The organism is Ralstonia pickettii (assembly GCF_000607165.1).
GTDB classification, from domain to species: domain Bacteria; phylum Pseudomonadota; class Gammaproteobacteria; order Burkholderiales; family Burkholderiaceae; genus Ralstonia; species Ralstonia holmesii.
Genome location: NZ_JFZG01000026.1, coordinates 136,991 through 162,796 on the forward strand (window position 1 = coordinate 136,991; position 25,806 = coordinate 162,796).

A 25,806-nucleotide genomic window follows, 5' to 3' on the forward strand; every position below is an offset into this window, starting at 1 on the left:
GCACCATGAATGTGAAGACCGTCAAATGCCCCAGCTGCGGCAAGCCCGTGCCTTGGGTGGCTGAGAGCCGCTACCGCCCCTTCTGCTCCGAGCGCTGCAAGCAGATCGACCTGGGCGCCTGGGCCGCCGAGCAGTACACCATCCCCGTGGTCGAAGAAGACGACCTGCCCGACGCTCCTGGCGGCGATACGAGCGGCAAGCTCAACTAGCCGTCGCTTCCTCGCGCATCCATTCGAAGACGGGCAACGTTGCCGGCAGCACCGGATCAACGCTGATCGGCAGCGTCTGCCAGGCGAAATCCTGGCCTTCCAGCGGGCGCAGTGTCCCGTCCCACGCCGTTACCTTGCAGAAGTGCAGACGCACGTACGCGTGTGGGTAGTCGTGCTCGATGGTGTGCCACGGCACGCAGGTGCGCAGCGTGACATCCAGCTCTTCCTTCAACTCACGCGTGAGCGCGGCTTCCACCGATTCGCCCGCTTCCAGCTTGCCGCCAGGGAATTCCCAGTAGCCCGCATACGGCTTGCCCTCGGGACGCTGTGCCAGCAAGAACTGGCCGTCCGACTGCACCAGCACGCCGACGGCCACTTCGGTGATCTTGCGGCCGTCTGGCGTGTGTGTCGGTGGCACTTGAGTCAGGTTGTCAGTCGACATGCTGCCGCCCATGCTTGCCGCCCCAGTCGCGGGCGAATTGCCAGGCCACGCGGCCCGAACGCGAACCACGCTCGAGCGCCCAGACCAGCGCATCGCCACGTGCGGCAGCGATGTCCTCCTCGCTGCAGCCGAAGTGCCGGAGCCAGTGGCCGACGATGGTCAGGTATTCGTCCTGCTTGGGCGGGTAGAACGACAGCCACAGCCCGAAGCGCTCCGACAGCGATATCTTCTCCTCCACCACCTCGCCCGGATGGATTTCGCCGTCCGATGTGTGCTGATAGGTCTCGTTGTCCTTCATGTACTCCGGCAGCAGATGGCGCCGGTTGGACGTCGCGTAGATCAGCACATTGTCCGACTGCGTTGCCACCGAGCCGTCCAGCGCGGACTTCAGCGCCTTGTAGCCCGATTCGCCCTCTTCGAACGAAAGGTCATCGCAGAAAATCGCGAAGCGCTCCCGACGCGTCGAAAGTTGCTCGACGATATCGCCCAGATCAGCCAGATCATCCTTGTCGACTTCGACAAGGCGCAGGCCTTCCTTCACGAATTCGTTCAGGCACGCCTTGATGAGCGATGACTTGCCGGTGCCCCGCGCACCCGTGAGCAGCACATTGTTGGCCGGCAACTTGCGCACGAACTGGCGGGTGTTGGCGACGATGGCGTCTTTCTGGCGCTCGATGTTGTGCAGATCGCTCAGGTGGATCGGCGGCAGCTGGCGGATCGGCGCGAGATAGCCGATGTTGCCGAACAGGCTCTGACGTTTGCGCCAGCGGAAGGCAACGGCCTCGTTCCAATCCGCCTCGGTCAGTTCGGGCGGCAGCCATTGCTCCAGCCGCCCGAGAAAGCGGTCGAGCCGTGCGGAAAGGTCGGACGACATAGCGGCGGACTCCGGATTACGAACGGTAGTCCGCGTTGATCGACACGTAGTCATGCGAGAAGTCGCACGTCCACACGGTGGCAGAGGCATGGCCGCGGCCGAGCGCGATGCGCACGGTGATCTCCGCCTGCTTCATCACGCGCTGACCGTCTTCTTCGCGGTATTCGGGGTTACGGCCACCGTCACGCGCGACCCACACGTCGTCGAGCCACAGGTTGACGCCGTTCACGTCGAGATCCGCCACGCCGGCGTAGCCGACGGCGGCCAGGATGCGCCCCAGATTGGGGTCCGAAGCGTAGAACGCGGTCTTGACCAGCGGCGAGTGCGCGACCGCGTAGGCGATCAGGCGGCACTCCGCAACGTTCCGGCCGCCCTCGACCTGGATGGTCATGAACTTGGTCGCGCCCTCGCCGTCGCGCACGATCTTCTGCGCCAGCTCCTGTGCGAGGCCCGTCAACGCATCGCGCAACGCAGCATAGTCGGGGTGCAATTCGGAATCGATGCGCGGCGTGCCAGCGCGGCCCGTGGCGATGACGACGAACGAGTCGTTGGTCGACGTATCGCCGTCCACCGTCACGCTGTTGAACGAATGATCGGCGGCGTGGCGCACCAGACCTTGCAGCACGGCTTCATCCACATTGGCATCGGTGGCGATGAAGCCGAGCATCGTCGCCATGTTCGGACGGATCATGCCCGCCCCCTTGCTGATGCCCGACATGCGCACGGTCTTGCCTGACAGCGTGCACGTGGCGGACGCTGCTTTGGGTACGGTGTCAGTGGTCATGATGGCCTCAGCGGCGGCCAGCCAGTTGTCGGGCTTCGCGTTGGCCTGCGCAGCCGGCAGCCCTGCGACGATGCGATCGACGGGCAGCGGCTCCAGAATCACGCCCGTGGAGAACGGCAGCACCTGTTCCGCCGACACGCCCAGCAGCTTGGCCACGGCATCGCAGGTCTGGCGTGCATGTGCAAGGCCAGGTGCGCCCGTACCGGCATTCGCGTTGCCCGTGTTCACAACGATCGCACGCGCGCCCTTGCCGCTCGCCAGATGCTCGCGGCACACCTGCACAGGTGCCGCGCAGAAACGGTTCTGCGTGAACACACCGGCCACCGTCGAGCCCTCGGCGATACGAACCAGCAGCACGTCCTTGCGATTGGCCTTGCGCACACCGGCCTCGGCCCAGCCCAGGTCCACACCGTCGATCGGCAACAGGGTGTCAGCGGCGGGCGCGACGAGATTCACAGCCATGGAGCACACCTTTCAAAATGAGGATGCCCGCATTGCGGGCATCGTGAATCAACAGAAAACAGGTCTAAACAGCGTCAGGCGAGCTTGCCGTGGCACTGCTTGTACTTCTTGCCCGAACCGCATGGGCACGGATCGTTGCGGCCAACTTTCGGCACTTCGCCAGCCAGTACGGCAGCAGCGGCAGATGCCGCCGAACGCGGTGCGGCCATGGCTGGCGTAGCGCCGTGGATCTCCGCATCACCCGCAGCCACTTCGGCCAGTTCGCTGAACTCGTCATGCTTGTACTGCAGGTTGGTCAGCGCGGAAAGATCTTCCTCGATCTGCTCGGAGGCCTGCTCCAGCTCTTCCTGCGACTGGATACGCACCGTGAAGACAATACGCGTGACCTCGTTGCGGATGGTATCGAGCAGGCGGCCGAACAGTTCGAACGACTCGCGCTTGTATTCCTGCTTCGGGTCCTTCTGTGCATAGCCGCGCAGATGGATGCCCTGGCGCAGCATGTCGAGCGCAGCCAGGTGTTCACGCCAGTGCGTATCGAGGCTTTGCAGCATCACCGAACGCTCGAAACCGGCGAAGGACTCGCGGCCAACCTGGGCCACCTTGCCTTCGTACACTGCTTCAGCGGCCTCCAGCACCATCTTGAGCAGATCTTCGTCTTCGATCGACTGTGCGTCTTCCAGCGTCTTCACCAGCGGCTGATCGACACCCCAGTCCTCGCGCAGAGCCTTTTCCAGGCCGGCGACATCCCACTGCTCTTCCATGGTCTCGGCCGGCACGTACGTGCGGAACAGCTCGGTGAACACGGACTCGCGCAGGTTCTTGACCAGATCGCCCACATCCTGCGCTTCGAGAATCTCGTTACGCAGCTTGTAGAGTTCCTTGCGCTGATCGTTGGAGACATCGTCGTACTGCAGCAGTTGCTTGCGGATATCGAAGTTGCGGCCTTCGACCTTGCGCTGCGCAGATTCGATCGAGCGCGTGACGATGCCGGCTTCGATCGGCTCGCCTTCGGGCATCTTCAGGCGGTCCATGATCGCGCGCACGCGGTCGCCCGCGAAGATGCGCAGCAGTTGGTCATCCAGCGACAGATAAAAACGCGACGAACCCGGGTCGCCCTGACGGCCGGCACGGCCACGCAACTGGTTGTCGATCCGGCGCGACTCGTGGCGCTCGGTGCCGACGATATGCAGACCGCCGGCGGCCTTCACCTGCTCGTGCAGCGATTGCCATTCGTCCTGGAGCGTCTTCACGCGCGAGGCCTTCTCAGCGTCGGAGAGCGACTCGTCGGCCATCACGAAGCCGGACTGCTTCTCCACATTGCCGCCCAGCACGATGTCGGTACCACGGCCAGCCATGTTGGTGGCAATGGTGATCATCTTCGGACGACCGGCCTGCGCGATGATCTCGGCTTCGCGTTCGTGCTGCTTCGCGTTGAGCACCTGGTGCGGCAGCTTCGCCTGGTCCAGCAGGTTCGACAGCAGTTCGGAGTTTTCGATGGACGTCGTGCCCACCAGCACCGGCTGGCCACGCTCGTAGCAATCGCGAATATCGCGAATGACGGCGTCGTAGCGCTCCTTCGAGGTCTTGTAGATCTGATCCTGCAAGTCCTTGCGCTGCGGCGTGCGGTTAGTCGGGATCACCACGGTTTCCAGGCCGTAGATCTCCTGGAATTCATACGCTTCCGTGTCCGCCGTGCCAGTCATGCCCGACAGCTTGTTGTACATGCGGAAGTAGTTCTGGAAGGTGATGGTCGCCAGCGTCTGGTTTTCCTGCTGGATCTGCACGCCTTCCTTGGCTTCCACGGCCTGATGCAGACCGTCGGACCAGCGGCGGCCCGCCATCAGCCGGCCCGTGAATTCATCGACGATCACCACTTCACCGTTCTGCACCACGTAGTGCTGATCGCGGAAGAACAGGCTGTGCGCACGCAGGGCGGCGTACAGGTGGTGCATCAGCGTGATGTTCTGCGGCGCGTAGAGCGATTCGCCCTCGCCGATCAAGCCGGCTTGCAGCATGATCTGCTCGGCTTTCTCGTGCCCCGATTCGGTCAGGTAGACCTGGTGCGATTTTTCGTCGACGTAGTAGTCGCCCGGCTTCTCGACGCCAGTGCCATCCGACTTCTCTTCACCGATCTGGCGCGTGAGCTGCGCCGGAATGCCGTTCATGCGGCGGTACAGGTCGGTGTGGTCTTCGGCCTGGCCGGAGATGATCAGCGGGGTCCGCGCCTCATCGATCAGGATCGAGTCGACTTCATCGACGATCGCGTAGTTCAGCGGACGCTGCACGCGCTGGCCGGCGTCGTACACCATGTTGTCACGCAGGTAGTCGAAGCCGAACTCGTTGTTGGTGCCGTAGGTGATGTCCGACGCGTAGGCGGCCTGCTTCTGGTCGTGGTCCATGGTGGTCAGGTTGACCCCCACCGACAGGCCCAGCCAGTTGTACAGGCGGCCCATCCACTCGGCGTCGCGCTGGGCTAGGTAATCATTGACCGTCACCACGTGCACGCCCTGACCCGAAATGGCGTTCAGATACACAGCCAGCGTTGCGGTCAGCGTCTTGCCTTCACCCGTGCGCATTTCAGCGATCTTGCCGTCGTGCAGGACCATGCCGCCGACAAGCTGCACGTCGAAGTGCCGCATCTTCATCACGCGCTTGCTGGCCTCGCGGCACACGGCGAACGCTTCGGGCAACAGCGCGTCGAGCGTCTCGCCCTTGGCAAAGCGTTGGCGGAATTCTTCGGTCTTGGCCTGCAGCTCGGCATCGGAGAGCGCTTCGAACTTGGGCTCGAGCGCATTGATCTGCGCCACCTTGCGGCGGTACTGTTTGATCAGCCGTTCATTACGGCTGCCGAAAATCTTCTTGAGAAGGCCCGTGATCATCGATGGCTAGGGCTGGTGAGCCACCCGGAAAACGCGTCGGAGAGACCGCGAAACACAGGCAGCACAACGGCCCAGAAAGGGTTGGCGCAAAGGCGGGAGTTTAGCATGTGCAAAACACCCGCTTGATGGCGGCAGAACCGCCGGATGTGGCAGGAACGCCGCACTTTAGGGCCGCACGAACGCCGTCCGGGCGGCTACACACTCACGCTGAACTGGGGACGGGCGCCCCGATTGCAACCCGCGCTAGATCAATGGCCGGCCGCCGCCATGCTCTTTCCGATATCGGCCGCCGCAACCTTCGGCGCAGGGGCCTTGTTGGCCGCCATCTTGGGCTGGCCGGCGTTCTCCAGGAAAGCTACCGGATTCTGCGGGACATCGTTGACGTGCACCTCGAAGTGCAGATGCGGCCCAGTGGCGCGGCCGGTACGGCCGATCAGCGCGATGCGCTCGCCCGCCTTCACGATGTCGCCGACCTTCACAAATACCTTGGACGCATGCGCATAGCGCGTCTTCAGGCCGTTGCCGTGGTCGATATCGATCATGTTGCCGTATTCGTGGTGGAACTCGCTGGCCACCACCACACCACCGGCAGCCGCCACGATGGGCGTGCCAACCGGGCCGACAAAGTCGACGCCGTCATGCTGCGTGCGCCGGCCCGTGAACGGATCGATTCGCGTGCCAAAGCCCGAAGAATCGTAGCCCGTGGCCACCGGGCGCACGGTGGGCATCATCTTGGCGTGGATCTGCCGGTCCATCAGGGTGCTCTCGAGCACGCTGAGATAATCGTTGCGTTGGTCGGCCGAGCGCGTCAGGCGATTCAGCTCGGACTGAATTTCCGGCATCGACATCGGCCGAGAGAATGCACCCTCCGGGCCGCCGCGGCTCGGTTGCGATTTGAAATCGAACTCGCGGGGCTGCACACCCGCCAGGCCCGACACACGGGCGCCCAGCGCGTCAAGGCGGGCGATCTGCGCCTGCATTTCGCCAATGCGCGCGGCCATCAGGTTGAGGTTTTCGCGGGTGACACGCTGGTCTGCGCCGGCAACCGCAGAAGCGGCCGCCCCCGGCAGCAGGCCTTGCTTGGCGGCCAGCCACGTACCGCCGACGGAAAGGGTCGCCACGGCCAGCAGCGCCGCGCCGATAGCCACAAAGACGCCGCGTCGCGACAGGTGCGTTGCACCGGCCTTGCGCGGGTGAATCAGGATGATTTGCATCGCTCGTTTTCCGGACAAAAAAGCTGCCCACCGGCACGAAAGCGCGACGAAGCGCCCTACAATGCCGGCATGCGAATCTTTGTTCATCCCGCTCTCAAGACGCCTGTGGCAAAACCCGTCCAGGACTGGCTCTCGGGTGCCGGTTCGGTCGGCCCGCTGATGCAGGCGGCCAGGCAATTGGCGTCGTTGGAAGCGGAGGTGTTGTCGCTGTTGCCGCCCGGCTTGGGCGGCGGCGTGGCGATCGGTGGCATCAAGAACGATGCGCGCGATAGCCGGGAAGCGACTCTGGTGTTGCTCGCCGCACATAGTGCAGCTGCGGCGCGCTTACGGCAGGTGGTACCCACCTTGCTTGAGCGTCTGCAGCGCCGGGGATCGCAGATTACCGCAATTCGTGTACGGGTACAACCGCAGGGCGGGAGCGACAGTTTATGGCCACAAGAGACCGAAAAGCCGCCTAAACGCGCCAAGATGACGGCAGTTGGTGTCAACAGTCTGGCGGCGCTCGCCAACGAACTGCCCGATTCACCGCTGCGCCAAGCGTTGGCGGAAATGATCGCCCGGCACGTTCCGCCTGCCGCACGGCCCAAATAAAAAGCGCCCCGCGGGGCGCTTCTTTCATGCAGACGGCCGCGTCAGCCGGTCAAGAAAACGCAGGTTGCAACTGGGGCAGGAACGCGCGCGGCGCCTCTTCCGCCTTGTCGAACGTCACGATCTCGTAGGCCGTTTCATCGGCCAGCAGCGCGCGCAGCAGCGCGTTGTTCAGGCCGTGGCCCGATTTGTGCGCCGTGTACGCAGCAATCAGCGGGTGGCCGACCACATACAGATCGCCAATCGCATCGAGAATCTTGTGACGGACGAACTCATCGCCGTAGCGCAGTTCGTCGTTGTTCAGCATGCGGTGCTCGTCGAGCACGATGGCGTTGTCGAGACTGCCGCCGCGTGCCAGACCGACCTCGCGCAGCATTTCAACTTCATGCGCGAAACCGAACGTACGGGCGCGGGCGATTTCGCGCGTGTAGCTGGTGTCGGCAAAGTCGATCTCGAACGTCTGGCCGGTCTTGTCGACGGCCGGGTGGCGGAATTCGATCGTGAACGACAGCTTGAAGCCGAAGTATGGGTCGAGGCGGGCAAGCTTGTCGCCCTCGCGGATTTCCACCGGCTTGATCACACGGATGAACTGCTTGGCCGCGCCCTGCTCTTCGATGCCCGCCGATTGCAACAGAAATACGAACGAGGCCGCGCTGCCATCCATGATGGGGATTTCTTCGGCGTCCACGTCGACATAGAGATTGTCGATGCCAAGGCCAGCGCAGGCGGACATCAAATGTTCGACGGTCGACACACGGGCGCCGTCCTTCTGCAGCACGGACGCTAGGCGGGTGTCGCCGATGGCGCTGGCGGTGGCGGGAATCTCGACGGCCGGGTCGAGGTCAACGCGTGTGAAGACGATGCCGGTGCCTGCGGCTGCCGGGCGCAACGTCAACGTCACCTTACGGCCCGAGTGCAACCCGATGCCGACGGTCTTGACGAGGGACTTGATGGTGCGTTGTTTCAACATGGCCGCCCTCAACTCACGAAATTTCTACGATTGTTTTTATCTATGCGGTCTGCATAGGTGATAACCCTAATCATACCATTTTCACGTCCCTGCCTTCAAAACGACTTTTGTATCGGGATGTTAGGGGTGCCCACACTTTGCTCAACCTCAGTGCACGCAGATTCGGCGCCACGGTCTCGTCGGCCTTGAGGCGGGGCGGGATAGCGGGCGGTACTCCGCCATTTGGGGGAACCGCTGGCGTGGCGTCAGAGTATCGCCAGGATCGATTCGGCGCTGCTGACGGCGAACTGGCCGGGCGCTTCCACCTGTAGCGCTGTTACCACACCGTCCTTCACGACCATCGCGTAGCGCTGCGAGCGCACGCCCATGCCGCGCTTGGAGAGGTCCTGGTCAAGGCCTAGCTTGCTGGTGAACTCTGCGCTGCCGTCGCCCAGCATGCGGATTTTGTCGTCGGTGCCTTGCGCGCGAGCCCAGGCGCCCATCACGAAGGCGTCGTTGACGGACACACACCAGATCTCGTCGACGCCCTTGGCGCGCAGCGCGTGGAAGTGAGCGAGATAGCCAGGCACATGACGCGCCGAACAGGTCGGCGTGAACGCACCGGGCAGCCCAAAGATGACGATCGTCTTGCCCTCGGCCAGATGCTGGACGGAAAAAGCATTGGGGCCGAGCGCGCAGCCGTCCTTTTCCAGTTCAAAGAACTCGTAGAGCGTCGCATCGGGAAGCGGTTGACCAGGCTGGATCATGATCGTCAAGGAGCGTGAGCGGATATCGCGATCATAGAACTTGCCGCGCGACCGCGCAGCACGTTCCTAAAACAAGACCGCCCGCGTGAACGAATCACGCGGGCGGTCTTGGGAGACAACACCATCAGGCCGCTTGGGTCGGAACGCACCGCGCGCGGCACAACGAACGGATACACCCGCCGGGCGGGGTGAACCCTTCCGGGGAGGCGGCCAGAGGCCAACCTGCCCGGCGGCAACGACTGTGTCCGGTTCGTCGAGCGCTGTCGACTTGCGAGCAGCGAGCCATCACACAACGGCGATCACGGGAGGGGAGCCGTGAACCGCGCGCGGCGTGCGGTGCCGCAGGCAGTCGGACGTGCGCGAGCGCTATCGAACCAATGCGGGCCCGATCAGTCCGCCTGCTTGCGCAGGAATGCCGGAATGTCGTACGTGTCGACGCCCTTCTCTTGCAGTGCTGCCACGTGAGCCGATGCCGACTCACGCGAGCTGCGCCACACGGCGGGGGTGTCGAAATTGCTGTAGTCCGGCGCAGCTGCCACCGAGTGACCGGCGCTACCGCCGAACGCCACCGGCTGGTTGTCGGTACCGGTCTTCAGCAGCGTCATCGTCTGTTGCTGTTGCTGCTTGTTGCGAGCAGCGCGGCCCAGGCCCGTCGCAACCACGGTCACACGCAGTGCGTCGCCCATGGCGTCGTCGTAGACCGTACCGAAAATGACGGTGGCATCTTCCGCGGCATAGCTGCGGATGGTGTTCATCACTTCCTTGGTCTCGGACAGCTTCAGCGAGCGGCTGGCCGTGATGTTGACCAGCACGCCGCGCGCACCCGACAGGTCCACGCCTTCCAGCAGCGGGCTTGCCACGGCTTGCTCAGCGGCCAGACGTGCACGGTCGACGCCGGACACGGTGGCCGTGCCCATCATCGCCTTGCCTTGTTCGCCCATCACGGTCTTCACGTCTTCGAAGTCGACGTTCACCAGACCATCGACGTTGATGATTTCCGCAATGCCGGCAACCGCGTTGTGCAGCACGTCGTCGGCGCACTGGAAGCACTTGTCCATCTCGGCATCATCGCCCATGACTTCGAAGAGCTTTTCGTTGAGCACGACGATCAGCGAATCGACGTTGCCCTCGAGGTCGTTCGCGCCGTGCTCGCCAACCTTCGAGCGGCGTGCGCCTTCGAATTCGAACGGCTTGGACACCACGCCCACGGTCAGGATGCCCATTTCTTTGGCGACCTGTGCAACCACCGGTGCTGCGCCCGTGCCCGTACCGCCGCCCATGCCGGCGGTGATGAAGACCATGTGCGCGCCGCGCAGTGCGTCGGCGATCTGCTCGCGGGCTTCCTCTGCGCAGTGCTTGCCCACTTCCGGCTTGGCGCCAGCGCCAAGGCCCGTGCTGCCGAGCTGCAGCACGCGCGATGCGGTCGAGCGCTTGAGCGCCTGCGCATCAGTGTTCATGCAGATGAATTCCACGCCTTGCACGCCGCGGTTGATCATGTGCTGCACGGCATTACCGCCCGCGCCGCCGACGCCGACCACCTTGATGATGGTGCCGTCCTGCATTTCCGTTTCAATCATGTCGAAGTCCATCATTGCCTCCAGAAGTGATCAGTCCCAGACGATGCAGCCTCCCCGCCGCAACTCCTGGTTCCTGAACAAAAAACATCAAAACAAGAAACTCAACTTGCTCCCCCCAGGGAGCACATCGTCAACACCCAGCACACACGTGCTTAGAAGTTGCCGATGAACCATTCCTTCATGCGCGTCCAGATCTGCTTGGCCGACCCGGACTGCACGACGACCTTGCGTCCGCGCACGCGCTGCACGCGACCTTCCTGCAGCAAGCCCATCACCGTGGCGTAACGCGGGCTCTTCACCACCTCGTGCAGATTGCCGCGGTACTCAGGCACGCCCACGCGTACGGGCTTCAAGAACATGTCTTCACCCAGCTCGACCATGCCCGGCATCATTGCGGTACCGCCAGTCAGGACCACGCCGCTGGAGAGCAGTTCCTCATAACCGGATTCGCGCACCACCTGATGCACCAGCGAGAACAGCTCTTCCACACGCGGCTCAATCACAGCGGCCAGCGCCTGGCGCGAGAGCGTGCGCGGGCCGCGATCACCGACGCCCGGCACGTCGATCATCTCGTCCGGATCGGCCAACACCTGCTTGGCGATGCCGTACTGGATCTTGATGTCTTCTGCATCCGGCGTTGGCGTGCGCAGAGCCATGGCGATGTCGTTGGTGATCTGGTCACCGGCGATGGGAATCACGGCCGTGTGGCGGATCGCACCTTCACTGAAGATGGCGATGTCGGTCGTGCCGCTGCCGATGTCGACCAGCACCACACCGAGTTCCTTCTCGTCTTCGGTCAGCACCGCCAGGCTTGAAGCCAGCGGCTGCAGGATCAGGTCATGCACTTCCAGCCCGCAGCGGCGCACGCACTTGACGATGTTCTGCGCTGCGCTGACGGCGCCCGTCACGATGTGCACCTTCACCTCAAGCCGGATGCCGCTCATGCCGATCGGCTCGCGCACGTCTTCCTGGCCGTCGATGATGAATTCCTGCGTGAGGATGTGCAGGATCTGCTGATCGGTCGGGATGTTGACGGCCTTGGCGGTCTCGATCACGCGCGCCACGTCGGTGGAGGTGACTTCCTTGTCCTTGATCGCAACCATGCCGCTCGAGTTGAAGCTGCGGATGTGGCTGCCCGCGATGCCGGTGAAGACCTCGCTGATCTTGCAGTCGGCCATCAGCTCCGCTTCTTCGAGCGCTTTCTGGATCGACTGGACGGTCGCCTCGATGTTGACGACCACGCCCTTTTTCAGCCCCTTCGATTCGGTCTGGCCCATGCCGATGACCTCGTAGGCGCCGTCAGGACGCAGCTCGGCCACCACCGCCACCACCTTGGAGGTGCCGATGTCCAGCCCGACCAGAAGATCCTTGTATTCCTTGCTCATCGCGTTTTCTCTGTGCTTCGCGTTGCTTTGTTGTTGGCCGCCGGCTTACCCCCCAGCGTGGCTTTCGGCTTTGCAGCACCGCTGGTGCCATTCGCGGTGCCGGGCAACTTGCCCCCCTTGGCCAGCACCGCGGCCTGCGCATCGGTCAGGAAGCGCACACCCGCCGCCCGAACTGCGAATCCGTTCGGATACCGCAGATCGGCGTATTCGATCTGACCGCCCCAGCGCTTCGTCACCTCGGGCCACGCACGCACAAAACGGCGGGCACGCGCGGCCAGCGCTGTGCGGTCATCGTCATTCAGTTCGCGGCCCAGCTCGATGACCGTGCCGTTGGACAACCGCGCGCGCCAGGCGTAGCGGTCGGTAAGGGTCACGCTCAACGGCTCGACATTCATCGGCTTGAACCACTCGGTCATGGTCTCCAGCTTGTCGACCACGTCCTGTTCAGTACCTTCGGGACCGGCCAGCGCAACGAGGTCGGTGTCGTCTTCGGCTTCAGCCAAGTTGGCCACGAAGACTTCGCCATACGTGTTGACCAGCTTGCCGGACTCATTGCCGCCCCAGGTGCCCAGAGCTTCGTGTTCCTGCACTTCCACCAGCAGCCCGTTGGGCCACACGCGCCGCACGCTCGCACGTCGCACCCACGGCACGGATTCGAACGCAGCGCGCGCATCGTCCAGATTCAGCGAGAAGAAATTGCCGCGCAGCTTGGCCAGCGCGTTGGCGCGCAGGCTAGGCACATTCACGTGGCGCAACTCACTGCCGGCCATCGGCATCACACGCACCTGTTGCAGCTGGAACATCGGTCGCTGCATCAGCCAGACCGCCCCAACACCCAACGCACCAAGCGCAAGCAGCGCATATAGCGCGCTCGCGACGGCGTTGAGGAGACGGGTGTTGTGCCACATAACGTTGTGTTGTCCGGTTTCGCTGACGTTGCGTTGATTACTCTGGTTTCCAGTCGGTGCTCGCGTGCAGCTCCAGCGACGCACTCGCCGCCAGTTGCAACACGAAATCTTCATAGCTGATACCAGCAGCGCGTGCGCCCATCGGCACCAGCGAATGGCCAGTCATGCCCGGCGACGTGTTCATTTCCAGCAGGAACGGCGTGTTGTCGGACTTGCGCAGCATGATGTCGGCGCGGCCCCAGCCGCGGCAGCCCAGCCCGCGATATGCCTGCACCACCAGCGCCTGCACGCGGGCGGCCACGTCGGCGGGAATCGGTGCCGGGCATTCGTAGCGCGTGTCGTCGGTGAAGTACTTGTTCTGGTAGTCGTAGTTGGCCTGCGGCGCGACGATGCGAATGAGCGGCAATGCCGTGGCGCTCTCGCCCTCGCCGATGATCGGGCAGGTCAGCTCGTCGCCTTCGATGAACTGCTCGGCCATCACGTCGCGGTCCAGGCGCGCGGCCTTTTCGTAGGCGGCGGGCAGCTCGGCGGCGCTCGTGACCTTGGTCAGACCGATCGACGAACCTTCGCGCGCCGGCTTGACGATCAGCGGCAGGCCAAGGCGGTCGGCCACGGCTTGCCAGTCGGCACCGGCATGCAACATCACGAAATCGGGCGTGGGCAGGCCGTGGGTCTGCCATTGGCGCTTGGTGGCTTCCTTGTCCATCGCCAGCGCAGACGCGAGTACGCCGCTGCCGGTGTACGGAATGCCGAATTGCTCGAGCAGGCCCTGGATCGTGCCGTCTTCGCCAAAGCGGCCATGCAGCGAGATCACCACGCGGTCGAACCCTTGCTTGGCCAGATCGGCCACGGCCTGCAGGCCCGGGTCGAACGGGTGCGCATCGACGCCGCGCGCGCGCAGCGCAGCCAGCACGCCGTTGCCGGACATCAGCGAGATTTCGCGCTCGGCGGACCGGCCGCCCATGAGCACGCCCACCTTGCCGAGGGACTTCGGGTCGATCGTCGGATTTGGAACAAACGGACCGGTCGTCATGCTGCGGCGCCTCCGTTCAGATCCACGACGTTTGCCGTGCGCGCCTGCGCCTGCAACGCAACCACTTGACCGGGCACCTGCCCGATCGATCCCGCACCCATGGTGATCACCACGTCGCCGTCCTGCGCTGCATCCAGAATCGCTTGCGGCATGTCTTCGATCTGCTCCACGAAGACCGGCTCGATCTTGTTGGCCACGCGCAGCGCACGCGTCAGCGCGCGGCCGTCGGCGGCGACGATGGGCGGCTCACCGGCGGCGTACACCTCAGCCAGCAGCAGCGCATCTACGGTGCCGAGCACCTTCACAAAATCTTCGAAGCAATCGCGCGTGCGCGTAAAACGGTGCGGCTGGAACGACAGCACGAGCCGGCGACCGGGGAACGCACCGCGCGCTGCGGCCAGCGTGGCGGCCATCTCGACGGGGTGATGGCCGTAGTCGTCGATGAGCGTGAAGCGGCCCTTGCCGTCAGCGGTCGGCACTTCGCCGTAACGCTGGAAGCGGCGGCCCACGCCGTTGAACTCGGCCAGCGCCTTGACGATGGCCTCGTCCGGCACTTCCAGTTCGGTGGCGATTGCAATGGCGGCCAGCGCGTTCTGCACGTTGTGCATGCCCGGCAGGTTCAGCGTGATCGACAGCGGCGGCTCGGCATGGCCGTTGAGCTGGCGGATCACGGTGAATTCCATCCTGCCATCGACGGCGCGCGCATTGACGGCACGCACTTGCGCATCTTCGGCAAAGCCGTAGCGCACAACAGGCTTGGAGACGAACGGCAGAATTTCGCGCACGTTCGGGTCGTCCACGCACAGCACGGCAATGCCGTAGAACGGCAGCCGTTGCGTGAACTCGATGAAGGCCTGCTTCAGGCGCGCGAAGTCGTGCCCGTAGGTATCCATGTGATCGGCATCGATATTGGTGATGACCTCGATCACGGGGAACAGGTTGAGGAACGACGCGTCGGATTCGTCCGCCTCAGCGACGATGAAATCGCCCGTGCCCAGCCGCGCGTTGGCGCCGGCCGAGTTCAGGCGGCCGCCGATCACGAAGGTCGGGTCCAGGCCGCCTTCGGCCAGCACGGAGGCGACCAGGCTGGTGGTCGTCGTCTTGCCGTGCGTGCCGGCAATGGCGATGCCCTGCTTCAGGCGCATCAGCTCAGCCAGCATCACCGCACGCGGCACGATGGGGATGCGCTTGGCGCGCGCGGCCAGCACTTCCGGGTTGTCGCCGCGCACGGCGGTGGAGACAACCACTGCATTGGCGCCGATTACGTGCTCCGGCGCGTGACCCTGCATGATCGTCGCGCCGAGCGTTGCGAGGCGCTGCGTGGTCGCGCTGCTGCCCAGGTCCGAGCCCGTCACGCGATAGCCGAGGTTCAGCAGCACCTCGGCGATGCCGCTCATGCCGGCGCCGCCGATGCCTACAAAATGGATGTTCTTGACGATGTGCTTCATATCGATTCGATTCCCTATGCCCGTGCCACCGCTACACACACGTCGGCGACACGCTCGGCCGCTTCGGGCCGTGCCTGCTCACGTGCTTTAGCCGCCATATCGGCCAATTGAGCACGCGTCAGGGACGCGAGTGTATCTGCCAGCGATGCCGGACCCAGTTCCTGCTGCGACACCAACAGCGCCGCACCGCGTTCGGAGAGGAAGCGCGCGTTGGTGGTCTGGTGATCGTCCACGGCATGCGGGAACGGCACGAACAGCGCCGCGACACCAGCCGCGGCCACTTCTGAAACAGTCATTGCGCCCGCACGGCAGATCACGAGATCGGCGTGCGCATACGCGGCCGCCATGTCGTCGATGAAGGGCACGGGCTGCGCGTGGGCATCGTCAATGCCGGCGGCTGCATAGTTGGCGCGCAGCGTGTCGATCTGCTTGGCGCCCGCCTGGTGGATGACGATCGGGCGCGTATCGGCCGGCAGCAACGCCAGCGCCTTGGGCACCACATCGTTGAGCGCCGCCGCGCCCAGGCTGCCGCCCACGACCAGCACGCGCAGCGGGCCGGTTCGCTCGGCGTAGCGCGCTTGCGGCGAAGCCAGCATGGCCAAGTCGGCGCGAATCGGGTTGCCGACCCACTCGGCGCCGGACAGCGCATTCGGAAACGCGCAGAGCACGCGATCGGCCACGCGCGCGAGCACGCGGTTGGCCAGACCTGCGATGGAATTCTGTTCGTGCAGCACCAGCGGGCGACCCAGCAGCACACTCATCATGCCGCCCGGGAACGTGATATAGCCGCCCATGCCCAGCACCACGTTCGGACGCACGCGGCGCACCACGCCAAGGCTCTGCCAGAACGCGCGCAACAGGTTGAGCGGCAGCAGAAACTTGGTGACGAGGCCCTTGCCGCGCAGGCCACCAAACTGCACCGACTCCAGCGGAAAGCCGTGCTTGGGTACGAGTTGGCCTTCCATGCCATTGGCGTTACCAAGCCACACCACCCTCCAGCCGCGCCCGGCCAGCAGCTTGGCCACCGACAGCGCGGGGAAGATGTGACCGCCCGTACCACCGGCCATGACGAGGAGCGTGCGCGGCGCCAGATCGGCCGAAATGCGTGCCGTCATACCTTGCCCCCACGCATCAGCACGCGGTTTTCATAGTCGATGCGCAGAAGCAGCGCGAGCGCCACGCAGTTCATCAGGATGCCCGAGCCGCCGTAGCTGACCATCGGCAGAGTCAGGCCCTTGGTTGGCAGCAGGCCGAGGTTCACACCCATGTTGATGAAGGCCTGCCAGCCGATCCAGATACCCAGGCCCTTGGCGACCAGGCCGGCGAACGTGCGGTCGAGCTGCAACGCGGTGCGACCGATCTCGAACGCGCGGCGCACCATCCAGTAGAACAGCAGGATCACGATCAGCACGCCGACGAAGCCTAGCTCCTCGCCGATCACGGCCAGGATGAAGTCGGTATGTGCTTCAGGCAGGTAGTGCAGCTTTTCGATGCTGCCGCCCAGGCCCACGCCGGTCCACTCGCCACGGCCGAAAGCGATGAGCGAGTGCGTAAGCTGGTAAGCCTTGCCCTGTGCGTATTCTTCTTGCCAGGGGTTCAGGTACGCGAAGATCCGCTCGCGCCGCCAGGGCGACGCCACGATCAGCAGCGAGAAGGTCGAAATTGCCGTCAGTACCAGCCCGCCGAACAGCTTGCCGTTCACGCCGCCCAGAAACAGGATGCCCATGGCCACGGCCGCGATCACCAGGAACGCGCCCATGTCCGGCTCCAACAGCAGGAGCGAGCCGACAAACGCCACGGCCACGCCCATCGGCAGGAAGCCCTTGCGCACGCTCTGCATCCAGTCCTGCTTGCGCACGGTGTAGTTGGCGGCGTACAGCACCACCGCCAGCTTCATCAGCTCGGACGGCTGGAAGTTCATCACGCCCAGCGGCAGCCAGCGGCGCGCGCCGTTCACGCCCTTGCCCACGTGCGGGACGAGCACGATCACCAACAGCACCAGCGCGATGATGAATAGCTTCGGTGCGTACTTGTCCCAGAACTTGACCGGAATCTGGAATGCGACGATCGCTCCGATGAGCCCGATCACCAGCGAGAAAATGTGGCGAATCAGGAAGTGCCCGTTGCTGTAGTTGGCGTACTTGGGCGAATCCGGCAATGCGATCGACGCGGAATACACCATCACCAGCCCGAGGCCGAGCAGCACGATCGCCACCCACATCAGCGGCTGGTCGTACTCCATCATCTTCGAGCGCGTGGGCTTGACCCCCGAAACAGCATCGCGCAGGCCTTCCCACGCATTGCCGATGGTCGCGCCGATGAAGCCGCTGCGCTTGATCTGGGTGTCGCTCATAGGAGGACTCCTCGGTCTGCCGCCAACGCGGCCACGGCCTCGTGGAACACCTGGGCGCGGTGTTCATAGTTGCGGAACATGTCAAAGCTGGCACACGCCGGCGACAACAGCACGGCATCGCCCGGTTGCGCGTGCGCGGCGGCTTCCTGCACGGCGACTTCCAGCGTCGGGGCATCGACCAGCGTGACGCCGGTATTGGCCAGAGCCTCGCGAATCAGCGGCGCATCGCGGCCGATCAGCACGACGGCGCGCGCGTATTGCGCGACCGGCTCTGCCAGCGGCGAGAAATCCTGACCCTTGCCATCGCCACCCGCGATCAGCACGACGTGCTTGGACAAGCCCGAGAGTGCAGCTACCGTGGCGCCGACGTTGGTGCCCTTGCTATCGTCGAAGAATTCGATATCGTCAAACGCGGCGATCAGCTCGACGCGGTGCGGCTCGCCGGCGTAGTCGCGCAGGCCGTGCAGCAGCGCGCTCACCGGCAGGCCGATCGCCCGGCACAGTGCCAGCGCAGCCATCGCGTTGGTCGCGTTGTGCAAGCCACGGATGCGCAGTGCGTCGGCGGGCATCAGGCGCTTGAGGCGCACCGGCACCGGCGCTGCCGGCACGTTGTCGCTTTTCTTGCGGCGCGTGGGCTTGGGCAGATCGTCCTCATCGACTTCGGCCAATACGATCCAGGGCATGCCGCCATCGCGCAGCAGGCCGAGCGCATCGGGCGTGCCCGGCTCGTCGATACCGAACGTGATATCGCCGCCCTTCTTGCTGGCGAATGCCATCACGCCGGCGTCCTGACGGTTCAGCACACGCACGGTGTTGGCGCCGAAGATACGGCCCTTGGCTGTGGCATAGGCGTCCATCGTGCCGTGCCAGTCGAGGTGGTCCTGCGTGATGTTCAGGACGGTGGCGGCATCGGCGTCCAACGTGTGCGTGGTTTCGAGCTGAAAGCTGGAAAGCTCGAGCACCCACACGTCGGGCAGCGTGCCGGCGTCAACGCATTCGCCGAGCTTATCGAGCGCCGACGGACTGATGTTGCCTGCCACGCCGACAGTCTTGCCGGCGCGCTCCACCAAGGCGCCCGTGAGCGCCGTGGTGGTCGTCTTGCCGTTAGTCCCGGTGATGGCCAGCACGCGCGGTGTGTAGCCTTGCGCGGCCTTGAGACCCGCCAACGCGCGGGCAAACAATTCGATCTCGCCCCACACCGGCACGCTGCGCGCATTGGCGGCGCTCAGCAGCGCGGCGACGTTGGCATCCAGCGGCGACAGCCCGGGGCTGATCGCCACCAGCGTCACATCGTCCAGCAGCGACACGACGAACGGACCGCTAACGAATTCGGCATCCGGCACGTGTGCACGCAGTGTCGGCAGGTTGGCCGGTGCCTCGCGCGTGTCCGCCACACGCACTCGCGCGCCATGACGGGCACACCAGCGCGCCATTGCCAAGCCGGACTCACCGAGACCGAGCACCAACACCACCGGCGAGTCGAAGTCGCCGAACATGCGCGGCGCCTGCGCGGTTTCAGCGGCGGGCATCGGCTCGGCAGAATCGAGCGTCGCAACAACGGCGTCCACGGCCGCTTCCGGCTGCGTGGCGTCCATGTCGTCCGGGCTGATCGATTCGGTCATGTCGGTCATGTCCGTGTTCACCGCAGCTTCAGGGTCGACAGGCCGATCAGCACCAACATCATGGTGATGACCCAGAAGCGCACGACCACTTGCGTTTCCTTCCAGCCGGAGAGCTCGAAATGGTGATGCAGCGGTGCCATGCGGAACAGGCGCCGGCCCTCTCCATAACGCTTCTTGGTGAACTTGAACCACGTGACCTGCAGCATCACGGAGACGGTCTCGGCTACGAAAATGCCGCCCATGATGAAGAGCACGATTTCCTGACGCACGATCACGGCGATCGTGCCCAGCGCGCCGCCAAGCGCCAGCGCGCCAACGTCACCCATGAACACCTGCGCCGGATGCGCGTTGAACCAAAGGAAGGCAAGCCCCGCCCCGGCCATCGCCGAGCAGAAGATCAGCAGCTCACCTGCGCCCGGAATGTGCGGGAACAGCAGGTACTTGCTGTAGACGGCACTGCCCATCACGTAGGCAAACACGCCCAACGCACTGCCCACCAGCACGACCGGCATGATGACCAGGCCATCGAGGCCATCGGTCAGGTTCACGGCATTGCTGGAACCGACGATCACGAGGTACGTCAGGATGATGAAACCGAACACGCCCAGCGGGTAGCTGATCTCTTTGAAGAACGGCACGATCAGGTGCGACTTGGCCGGCAGGTTCAGTGACAGGCCGCTGCGCACCCAATCCATGAACAGCTCAAGCACGCGCATGTTGCTCGTCTCGGACACCGAGAACGCCAGATAGGCCGCCGCAAACAGGCCGATCACGGTCTGCCAGAAGAACTTCTCGCGCGAAGACATACCCTTTGGATCGCGGTGCACGACTTTGCGGTAGTCATCCACCCAGCCGATCGCGCCATAGCCAAGCGTGACCAACAGCACGATCCAGATGAAGCGGTTACCCCAGTCCGCCCACAGCAGCGTCGACACGGCAATGCCGATGAGCACCAGCACACCGCCCATGGTGGGCGTGCCGGCCTTGACCAGGTGCGTCTGCGGACCGTAGCTGCGCACAGCCTGCCCGACTTTCAGTTCCGTCAGGCGACGAATCACAAACGGCCCGAACCCGAGGCCGATCACCAGCGCCGTGAGAGATGCCATCACGGCGCGGAACGTCAGATAGTTGAAGACGCGCAGGAAGCCGTAGTCGTTCTGCAACCATTGCGCCAATGCCAATAACATGGGTTCTTGCTTCCCTTAATGCTGCTGTTGTGTGCTGGAACCGGCCGACAAATCCGCAACCGGGTCTTTCAAGACCAGCGCTTCCACAATGCGTTCCATCCGCATGAAGCGCGAGCCCTTCACCAATACCGTCGCGGCCGGCGCAATGGCGGGCACGCCGTGTTCAATCAAGTCCTCTGCCGACGCAAAATGCTGCGCGCCTGCGCCGAATGCGTCGACCGTGTGGCGCGCAAGCTCGCCGGTTGCCAGCACTGCGTCGATGCCGTGCTCGCGCGCGTAAGCGCCGATTTCTTCGTGGAAAGCCGGGCCCTGCGAACCAACCTCGCCCATGTCACCCAGCACCAGCCAGCGCGGCGCCGGCAGCGTGACGAGCGCATCGATCGCCGCGCGCATCGAATCCGGGTTCGCGTTGTATGTGTCGTCGATGACGAGGCCGCCGTGCGTGCCCTGCTTGCGCTGCAGCCGCCCCTTGACCGGAGCAAAGTTGCCCAGCGCTTGTGCGATCACCTCGGGAGCGACACCGGCCGCCAGCGCGCATGCCGTCGCGGCCAGCGCATTGCGTGCGTTGTGCAGACCGAGCAGCGGCAAGGTGATGACGAAGCGCTGGCCAGGGGCCTGCACATGAATGCGTTGACCGTCGGCGGTGTCCACCACCGTGCCTGTCACAGCCCCGGCCTCGATACCGAAATCGAGCACGCGGCGCGCACCGGCCGCGGCCTGCCACACCGGCGCATATTCGCCACCGTTGGCCGCGTCGCGCGGGAACACCCCCACGCCATCGGCCGGCAACGCTGCCAGCACGGCGGCGTGTTCTTCAGCCACCGCTTCCACGCTGACCATGAATTCCTGGTGCTCGCGCTGGGCGTTGTTGATCATCGCCACGGTCGGCTGGGCAATGGCGGCCAGCACGGCCGTCTCGCCCGGATGATTCATCCCGAGTTCGAGCACGGCCAGCTTGTGTTGCGCGTTCAAGCGGAACAGCGTGAGCGGCAGGCCGATGTCGTTGTTGAAGTTGCCGGCGGTCGCCAGGCGGGCGTCTTCACCTACGGCCTGCGCGAAGATCGCGGAGATCATTTCCTTGACCGTGGTCTTGCCGTTGCTGCCTGTCACGGCGACGACGGGAATCGGGAACTGGCGGCGCCAGCCGGCGGCAAGTTGGCCCAGGCCGATGCGCGTATCTGCAACGGTCAGCACGGCCACGTTGGTCACATCCAGCGTGGCAGCAGGTGCGCGCGACACCAGCACGGCGGCAGCGCCACGCGCCACCACCTCAGGCAGGAAATCGTGTGCATCGAAACGCTCGCCGATCAGCGCGACGAACAGGTCGCCGGGCTGCACGGCTCGGCTGTCAGTCGTCACGCGCAGGATCGCCGCGTCGGGGCCAGCCAGATGGGCGCCGGCCATCCAGGCAGCGGCGTCGGTGGCATGCATCATCACGGTCTGGGCGCTCATGCATTCACCCCGCGGGCTGCAAGCGCCAGGCGCACATGCTCCTGATCGGAGAACGGTCGCTTGCGACCGGCAATCTCCTGCGTCGATTCATGCCCCTTGCCGGCCACGACGATCACGTCATGCGCATCGGCGTGCCGCACGGCATGCAGGATGGCAGCCGCGCGGTCTTCGATCTGGGTGGCGGCACGCGGGTTGTCCATGCCGTCGGCGATCTCGTCGAGGATGTGCTGAGGATCTTCGCTGCGCGGGTTGTCGGAGGTCAGCACAACGTGCGGCGCCAGGCGCTCGGCGATGGCGCCCATGTGCGGACGCTTGCCGGGGTCGCGGTCGCCGCCACAGCCGAACACGGCCCACAACTTGCCGCCGCGCGCCTCGGTAATCGGCCCAAGCGCACGCAGCGTCTGCTCCAGCGCGTCGGGCGTGTGGGCGTAATCGACCACCACCAGCGGACCGTCTTCGCCGCCGAAACGCTCCATGCGGCCGCTCACGGGTTGCAGCTTTTCCAGGCGCGCGATGGCGTCCTGCCACGGCACGCCAGCGGCCAGCAATGCGCCCAGCACACCGAGAAGATTCGATACGTTGAACAAACCCACCGTGGGCGCATGGACGGTTGCATGGCCAAAACTGCCGTCCACGTCGAATGTCGTTCCGGTGCGGTGCGCACGCACGTTGCTGGCGCGCAGCCATTGCTTGGCACCGTGCCGCGCAGCGGCTTCGCCGTCGATGCCGTATTCGATGGTTTCGACATCGGCTCGGGCGCTCTGCAGCAAGCGCACACCGGCTGCGTCGTCGCGGTTGATGACGGCTGCACGCAGGCCCGGCCAGCCGAACAGGCGCGCCTTGGCGAGTTCGTACTCGGCCATCGTGCCGTGATAGTCGAGGTGATCCTGCGTGAGGTTGGTGAACACCGCGATGTCGAAGCAAGTGCCATCGACGCGGCCTTGCTCCAGACCATGCGACGACACTTCCATGGCGATGGCGCGGGCACCCGCACGGTGCAGATCGGCGAGGCTGTGCTGCAGCTGGATGGCATCCGGCGTGGTAAAGCCGGTAGCGGCCAGCGCATCGACAAACCCGGTGCCGAGCGTACCCACCACTGCGCAACGCTGGCCGTGTTTGGTCAGCGCCTGCGCAATCCATTGCGAACAAGATGTCTTGCCGTTGGTGCCCGTCACGCCAATCACACGCAAGGCATCCGGGCCCGGCACGCCGTACCACTGTGCCGCCAGCGGCCCGGCCAGTTCAGCCAGACCGTCTACGGGCAGGATGCGCACGGGCGCGTCTGCGGGCATTGCATAGCCATGGGCTTCGGCCAGCACGGCGGAAGCGCCAGCCTCGATCGCCTGCGGAATATGCGGACGGCCATCGCCGCGCTGGCGCACATTGCCGAGCACGTAGGCGACGAACACGTCGCCGGTCTTGAGCTTGCGCGTGTCGCTGGTGAGGTCGGCACCCGCCGGCGCCTGGGCGCGCAGCCAATCCACCACGGGCGCGAGGCGCGCGGCGATGGTCGGGCGGTCAGAGGTGGGCTTGATTGTCATTGCAGCCCCCCCACCGGCTCTTCCGGCACGTCCGGGGTCATCACGAGTTGTCGCACCGGCGAATCCGGCGGCACGTTCAACGCACGCAGGGTGCCACCCACGATTTGGGAGAACACGGGGCCGGCCGCGCCGCCGCCATAGCGGTTACCCACGGTGGGCTCGTCCACGCTCACCGCCACGATGATGCGCGGGTTCGACATCGGCGCCAGGCCGATAAACGAGGCGCGATACTTCGAGCGGTCATAGCCGCGCCCGGTGTGCTTCCACGCTGTGCCGGTTTTGCCGCCGACGCGGTAGCCCATCACCTGGGCCTGCGGTGCGGTGCCGCCGGGCGCCGTCACGGTCTCAAGCATCTGACGGACCTGCCGCGCCACCTCCGGCGAAATCACGCGCTCGCCCTGCGGCGGCTGGCCATCAGTGCGGTACATCGTGATCGGGATCAGCTCGCCATCGTGCGCGAAGATGGTGTACGCATGTGCAATCTGGAACAGCGACACCGACAGGCCGTAGCCGTACGACATGGTCGCCTGCTCGATGCGGCGCCATTTGTTTGCCGGTCGCAGCCGCCCTGCCACCGCGCCCGGAAAGCCGATCTTCGGCGCCTGCCCCAAGCCAACGCTGGTGAACATGTCCCACATTTCCTGCGGCTTGAGCATCATCGCGATCTTGGTCGTACCGATGTTGCTGGAGTGCTGAATCACTTGCGCGACCGTCAGCGTGCCGTAGTTGCCGGTATCGGAAATGGTCGCGCCTTCAAAGCTGTATTTGCCGTTGGTTTGTACCAGCGTGGTGGGCGTCACGCGCTTGAGCTGCAGCGCCAGGCTGATGGTGATCGGCTTCATCATCGAGCCGGGCTCGAAGGTGTCGGTCAGCACGCGGTTGCGCAGTTGCTCGCCCGAGAGGCGGCTTCGGTCGTTCGGGTTGTAGGTCGGATAGTTGGCGAGCGCCAGCACCTCGCCGGTCTGCGCATCCAGCACGATCGCACTGGCGGCCTTTGCGCGGGTACGCTCAATGGCGGCCTTCAGTTCGTTGAACGTCAGGTACTGGATCTTGGCGTCGATCGACAGCGTCTGATCATGCCCATCACGCGGGGCCTTGAGCACCCCCACGTCTTCCACCACGCGGCCCAGCCGATCCTTGATCACCTGACGCTGGCCGGCGGCACCCGCGAGGTCGGACTCGCGCGCCAGCTCCATGCCTTCCTGGCCTTTGTCCTCGACGTTGGTGAACCCGACGATGTGCGCCATCGCCTCGCCTTCCGGATAGAAGCGCTTGTACTCACGCGTCTGATAGATGCCTTCGATCTTCAGCGCGGCGATTTGGTCGGCCACCTCGGGCAGCACCTGGCGCTTGAGGTAGACAAAGCCTTTGTCTTCCCCCAGCTTGCCCGAAAGCTCCTTGTTGTTCATGTCAAGCAGCTTGGCGAGCTTCTTCATGTCTTCGCCAGGCACGTTGTTGGGCACGTCTTCCGGCACGGCCCAGATGGCCTTCACCGGCAGACTCGTGGCCAGCACCAGACCATTGCGATCGAGAATCTTGCCGCGCGTGGCCGGCAATTCCAGCGTGCGCTGGAAGCGCTTCTTGCCCTCGACTTCATAGAAGCGGTTGCCAGGACCTTGAATCCACAGCGCGCGGCCGATCAGTGCCAAGAACGCCGCGAACATCAGGAACACGACCAGCTTCGAGCGCCACATCGGCAGGCGCAGGCCAAGCACAGGGCTGGCAGAGAACTGGCCCAGGCGCGCGCGCGCCGTGGTGCCGTTGGACTTGCGTGCGCCGCTCATGGCTGTACTCCGGAAGCCGTGGGCGCGCTCGCCGCTGCCGAGGACGCCCCGGAGGCCCCCCCTGCTGCCGGCAGATCGGCAAACCCCTGCAGATACTGCGTGCGACCCGCCTGCGCGGGCGACATCTTCAATTGCTTGCTCGCGATGTCGGCAATGCGAGCGCTCTTGCCCAGCGCGCTCTGCTCATATTGCAGGCGCGACCAGTCGGTGTTGAGTTGCTTCTCTTCCGCCTGCGCGCGATCCAGCGCGACAAACAGTTGCCGCGCCTGATGCTGTGCGTTGACCAGCGACAGCGCGCACAGCACCAGCGCAGTCAGCAGGAACATGTTCAGGCGGTTCATGGCGTGC

At 64.7% G+C, this 25,806-nt stretch carries 22 protein-coding genes; 2 read left to right on the top strand and 20 right to left on the bottom strand.

The features are described 5' to 3' along the window. Positions 1–5: 5 nt before the first annotated feature. Entirely contained in the window at positions 6–209 is a 204-nt protein-coding gene (locus tag BG83_RS0124195) for a DNA gyrase inhibitor YacG (RefSeq protein WP_024979168.1), read from the top strand. On the opposite strand, the gene BG83_RS0124200 is transcribed toward BG83_RS0124195, so the two are convergent. The 5 genes from BG83_RS0124200 to BG83_RS0124220 all read right to left on the bottom strand — a co-directional run bounded on the left by BG83_RS0124200 (position 202) and on the right by BG83_RS0124220 (position 6,864). Further along, positions 202–651 (bottom strand): NUDIX domain-containing protein, encoded by a 450-nt coding sequence (locus BG83_RS0124200; protein WP_024979169.1) that lies wholly within the window; start codon positions 649–651, stop codon positions 202–204. The genes BG83_RS0124195 and BG83_RS0124200 overlap by 8 nt on opposite strands. Then, positions 641–1,525 (bottom strand): ATP-binding protein, encoded by an 885-nt coding sequence (locus BG83_RS0124205; protein WP_024979170.1) that lies wholly within the window; start codon positions 1,523–1,525, stop codon positions 641–643. The genes BG83_RS0124200 and BG83_RS0124205 overlap by 11 nt, the downstream gene beginning before the upstream one ends. A gap of 16 nt (positions 1,526–1,541) precedes the next feature. Then, on the bottom strand, positions 1,542–2,771 hold the full coding sequence (argJ, locus tag BG83_RS0124210) for a bifunctional glutamate N-acetyltransferase/amino-acid acetyltransferase ArgJ (protein WP_024979171.1): 1,230 nt from the start codon (positions 2,769–2,771) through the stop codon (positions 1,542–1,544). A 74-nt stretch (positions 2,772–2,845) separates the two neighbouring features. Beyond that, entirely contained in the window at positions 2,846–5,650 is a 2,805-nt protein-coding gene (secA, locus tag BG83_RS0124215; protein WP_024979172.1) for a preprotein translocase subunit SecA, read from the bottom strand. Positions 5,651–5,898: 248 nt separating this feature from the next. Next, positions 5,899–6,864, bottom strand: a complete 966-nt coding sequence (locus BG83_RS0124220; protein ID WP_024979173.1) for a M23 family metallopeptidase — start codon at positions 6,862–6,864, stop codon at positions 5,899–5,901. A 69-nt stretch (positions 6,865–6,933) separates the two neighbouring features. Here BG83_RS0124220 and BG83_RS0124225 point away from each other — a divergent pair, with 69 nt between their 5' ends. After that, complete coding sequence (locus BG83_RS0124225) at positions 6,934–7,455, top strand: DciA family protein (protein ID WP_024979174.1); 522 nt, start codon at positions 6,934–6,936, stop codon at positions 7,453–7,455. Positions 7,456–7,504: 49 nt separating this feature from the next. Here the strand turns inward: BG83_RS0124225 and lpxC are convergent, their stop codons facing one another. The 15 genes from lpxC to ftsL all read right to left on the bottom strand — a co-directional run bounded on the left by lpxC (position 7,505) and on the right by ftsL (position 25,799). Beyond that, positions 7,505–8,422 (bottom strand): UDP-3-O-acyl-N-acetylglucosamine deacetylase, encoded by a 918-nt coding sequence (gene lpxC / locus BG83_RS0124230; RefSeq protein ID WP_024979175.1) that lies wholly within the window; start codon positions 8,420–8,422, stop codon positions 7,505–7,507. Positions 8,423–8,667: 245 nt separating this feature from the next. Then, positions 8,668–9,168 (bottom strand): peroxiredoxin, encoded by a 501-nt coding sequence (locus BG83_RS0124235; protein WP_024979176.1) that lies wholly within the window; start codon positions 9,166–9,168, stop codon positions 8,668–8,670. A 389-nt stretch (positions 9,169–9,557) separates the two neighbouring features. Next, positions 9,558–10,757 carry a cell division protein FtsZ gene (gene ftsZ, locus BG83_RS0124240; RefSeq protein WP_024979177.1) on the bottom strand — a complete coding sequence of 400 codons (1,200 nt, stop codon included), beginning with the start codon at positions 10,755–10,757 and terminating at the stop codon, positions 9,558–9,560. Between the two features lie 140 nt (positions 10,758–10,897). Continuing rightward, positions 10,898–12,130 carry a cell division protein FtsA gene (gene ftsA / locus BG83_RS0124245; protein WP_024979178.1) on the bottom strand — a complete coding sequence of 411 codons (1,233 nt, stop codon included), beginning with the start codon at positions 12,128–12,130 and terminating at the stop codon, positions 10,898–10,900. Then, positions 12,127–13,038 carry a cell division protein FtsQ/DivIB gene (locus tag BG83_RS0124250; protein ID WP_024979179.1) on the bottom strand — a complete coding sequence of 304 codons (912 nt, stop codon included), beginning with the start codon at positions 13,036–13,038 and terminating at the stop codon, positions 12,127–12,129. Before BG83_RS0124250 ends, ftsA begins: the two co-directional genes overlap by 4 nt. A gap of 37 nt (positions 13,039–13,075) precedes the next feature. Then, the gene (locus BG83_RS0124255; protein ID WP_024979180.1) at positions 13,076–14,071 is read right to left on the bottom strand and encodes a D-alanine--D-alanine ligase; all 996 of its coding nucleotides are present in this window, start codon (positions 14,069–14,071) and stop codon (positions 13,076–13,078) included. After that, positions 14,068–15,519 (bottom strand): UDP-N-acetylmuramate--L-alanine ligase, encoded by a 1,452-nt coding sequence (gene murC, locus BG83_RS0124260; RefSeq protein ID WP_024979181.1) that lies wholly within the window; start codon positions 15,517–15,519, stop codon positions 14,068–14,070. The genes BG83_RS0124255 and murC overlap by 4 nt, the downstream gene beginning before the upstream one ends. Positions 15,520–15,533: 14 nt before the next feature. Further along, positions 15,534–16,634, bottom strand: coding sequence for an undecaprenyldiphospho-muramoylpentapeptide beta-N-acetylglucosaminyltransferase (gene murG, locus BG83_RS0124265; RefSeq protein WP_024979182.1), 1,101 nt, complete (start codon positions 16,632–16,634; stop codon positions 15,534–15,536). After that, positions 16,631–17,872, bottom strand: a complete 1,242-nt coding sequence (gene ftsW / locus BG83_RS0124270) for a putative lipid II flippase FtsW (RefSeq protein ID WP_024979183.1) — start codon at positions 17,870–17,872, stop codon at positions 16,631–16,633. The genes murG and ftsW overlap by 4 nt, the downstream gene beginning before the upstream one ends. Then, complete coding sequence (gene murD / locus BG83_RS0124275) at positions 17,869–19,368, bottom strand: UDP-N-acetylmuramoyl-L-alanine--D-glutamate ligase (protein WP_024979184.1); 1,500 nt, start codon at positions 19,366–19,368, stop codon at positions 17,869–17,871. Before murD ends, ftsW begins: the two co-directional genes overlap by 4 nt. 143 nt (positions 19,369–19,511) lie before the next feature. Beyond that, entirely contained in the window at positions 19,512–20,681 is a 1,170-nt protein-coding gene (mraY, locus tag BG83_RS0124280) for a phospho-N-acetylmuramoyl-pentapeptide-transferase (RefSeq protein ID WP_024979185.1), read from the bottom strand. A gap of 15 nt (positions 20,682–20,696) precedes the next feature. Continuing rightward, the gene (locus BG83_RS0124285; protein ID WP_024979186.1) at positions 20,697–22,133 is read right to left on the bottom strand and encodes a UDP-N-acetylmuramoyl-tripeptide--D-alanyl-D-alanine ligase; all 1,437 of its coding nucleotides are present in this window, start codon (positions 22,131–22,133) and stop codon (positions 20,697–20,699) included. Beyond that, complete coding sequence (locus BG83_RS0124290) at positions 22,130–23,674, bottom strand: UDP-N-acetylmuramoyl-L-alanyl-D-glutamate--2,6-diaminopimelate ligase (RefSeq protein WP_024979187.1); 1,545 nt, start codon at positions 23,672–23,674, stop codon at positions 22,130–22,132. The genes BG83_RS0124285 and BG83_RS0124290 overlap by 4 nt, the downstream gene beginning before the upstream one ends. Further along, complete coding sequence (locus tag BG83_RS0124295; protein WP_024979188.1) at positions 23,671–25,458, bottom strand: peptidoglycan D,D-transpeptidase FtsI family protein; 1,788 nt, start codon at positions 25,456–25,458, stop codon at positions 23,671–23,673. The genes BG83_RS0124290 and BG83_RS0124295 overlap by 4 nt, the downstream gene beginning before the upstream one ends. Next, positions 25,455–25,799 (bottom strand): cell division protein FtsL, encoded by a 345-nt coding sequence (gene ftsL, locus BG83_RS0124300; RefSeq protein WP_024979189.1) that lies wholly within the window; start codon positions 25,797–25,799, stop codon positions 25,455–25,457. Before ftsL ends, BG83_RS0124295 begins: the two co-directional genes overlap by 4 nt. Positions 25,800–25,806 lie beyond the last annotated feature (7 nt).

What these genes read in the sequence shown, in the direction of transcription:
- BG83_RS0124195 (WP_024979168.1), top strand. Translation starts at nt 6, where the DNA reads ATGAATGTGAAGACCGTCAAATGCCCCAGCTGCGGCAAGCCCGTGCCT.
- BG83_RS0124200 (WP_024979169.1), bottom strand. Translation starts at nt 651, where the DNA reads ATGTCGACTGACAACCTGACTCAAGTGCCACCGACACACACGCCAGAC.
- BG83_RS0124205 (WP_024979170.1), bottom strand. Translation starts at nt 1,525, where the DNA reads ATGTCGTCCGACCTTTCCGCACGGCTCGACCGCTTTCTCGGGCGGCTG.
- argJ (WP_024979171.1), bottom strand. Translation starts at nt 2,771, where the DNA reads ATGGCTGTGAATCTCGTCGCGCCCGCCGCTGACACCCTGTTGCCGATC.
- secA (WP_024979172.1), bottom strand. Translation starts at nt 5,650, where the DNA reads ATGATCACGGGCCTTCTCAAGAAGATTTTCGGCAGCCGTAATGAACGG.
- BG83_RS0124220 (WP_024979173.1), bottom strand. Translation starts at nt 6,864, where the DNA reads ATGCAAATCATCCTGATTCACCCGCGCAAGGCCGGTGCAACGCACCTG.
- BG83_RS0124225 (WP_024979174.1), top strand. Translation starts at nt 6,934, where the DNA reads ATGCGAATCTTTGTTCATCCCGCTCTCAAGACGCCTGTGGCAAAACCC.
- lpxC (WP_024979175.1), bottom strand. Translation starts at nt 8,422, where the DNA reads ATGTTGAAACAACGCACCATCAAGTCCCTCGTCAAGACCGTCGGCATC.
- BG83_RS0124235 (WP_024979176.1), bottom strand. Translation starts at nt 9,168, where the DNA reads ATGATCCAGCCTGGTCAACCGCTTCCCGATGCGACGCTCTACGAGTTC.
- ftsZ (WP_024979177.1), bottom strand. Translation starts at nt 10,757, where the DNA reads ATGGACTTCGACATGATTGAAACGGAAATGCAGGACGGCACCATCATC.
- ftsA (WP_024979178.1), bottom strand. Translation starts at nt 12,130, where the DNA reads ATGAGCAAGGAATACAAGGATCTTCTGGTCGGGCTGGACATCGGCACC.
- BG83_RS0124250 (WP_024979179.1), bottom strand. Translation starts at nt 13,038, where the DNA reads ATGTGGCACAACACCCGTCTCCTCAACGCCGTCGCGAGCGCGCTATAT.
- BG83_RS0124255 (WP_024979180.1), bottom strand. Translation starts at nt 14,071, where the DNA reads ATGACGACCGGTCCGTTTGTTCCAAATCCGACGATCGACCCGAAGTCC.
- murC (WP_024979181.1), bottom strand. Translation starts at nt 15,519, where the DNA reads ATGAAGCACATCGTCAAGAACATCCATTTTGTAGGCATCGGCGGCGCC.
- murG (WP_024979182.1), bottom strand. Translation starts at nt 16,634, where the DNA reads ATGACGGCACGCATTTCGGCCGATCTGGCGCCGCGCACGCTCCTCGTC.
- ftsW (WP_024979183.1), bottom strand. Translation starts at nt 17,872, where the DNA reads ATGAGCGACACCCAGATCAAGCGCAGCGGCTTCATCGGCGCGACCATC.
- murD (WP_024979184.1), bottom strand. Translation starts at nt 19,368, where the DNA reads ATGTTCGGCGACTTCGACTCGCCGGTGGTGTTGGTGCTCGGTCTCGGT.
- mraY (WP_024979185.1), bottom strand. Translation starts at nt 20,681, where the DNA reads ATGTTATTGGCATTGGCGCAATGGTTGCAGAACGACTACGGCTTCCTG.
- BG83_RS0124285 (WP_024979186.1), bottom strand. Translation starts at nt 22,133, where the DNA reads ATGAGCGCCCAGACCGTGATGATGCATGCCACCGACGCCGCTGCCTGG.
- BG83_RS0124290 (WP_024979187.1), bottom strand. Translation starts at nt 23,674, where the DNA reads ATGACAATCAAGCCCACCTCTGACCGCCCGACCATCGCCGCGCGCCTC.
- BG83_RS0124295 (WP_024979188.1), bottom strand. Translation starts at nt 25,458, where the DNA reads ATGAGCGGCGCACGCAAGTCCAACGGCACCACGGCGCGCGCGCGCCTG.
- ftsL (WP_024979189.1), bottom strand. Translation starts at nt 25,799, where the DNA reads ATGAACCGCCTGAACATGTTCCTGCTGACTGCGCTGGTGCTGTGCGCG.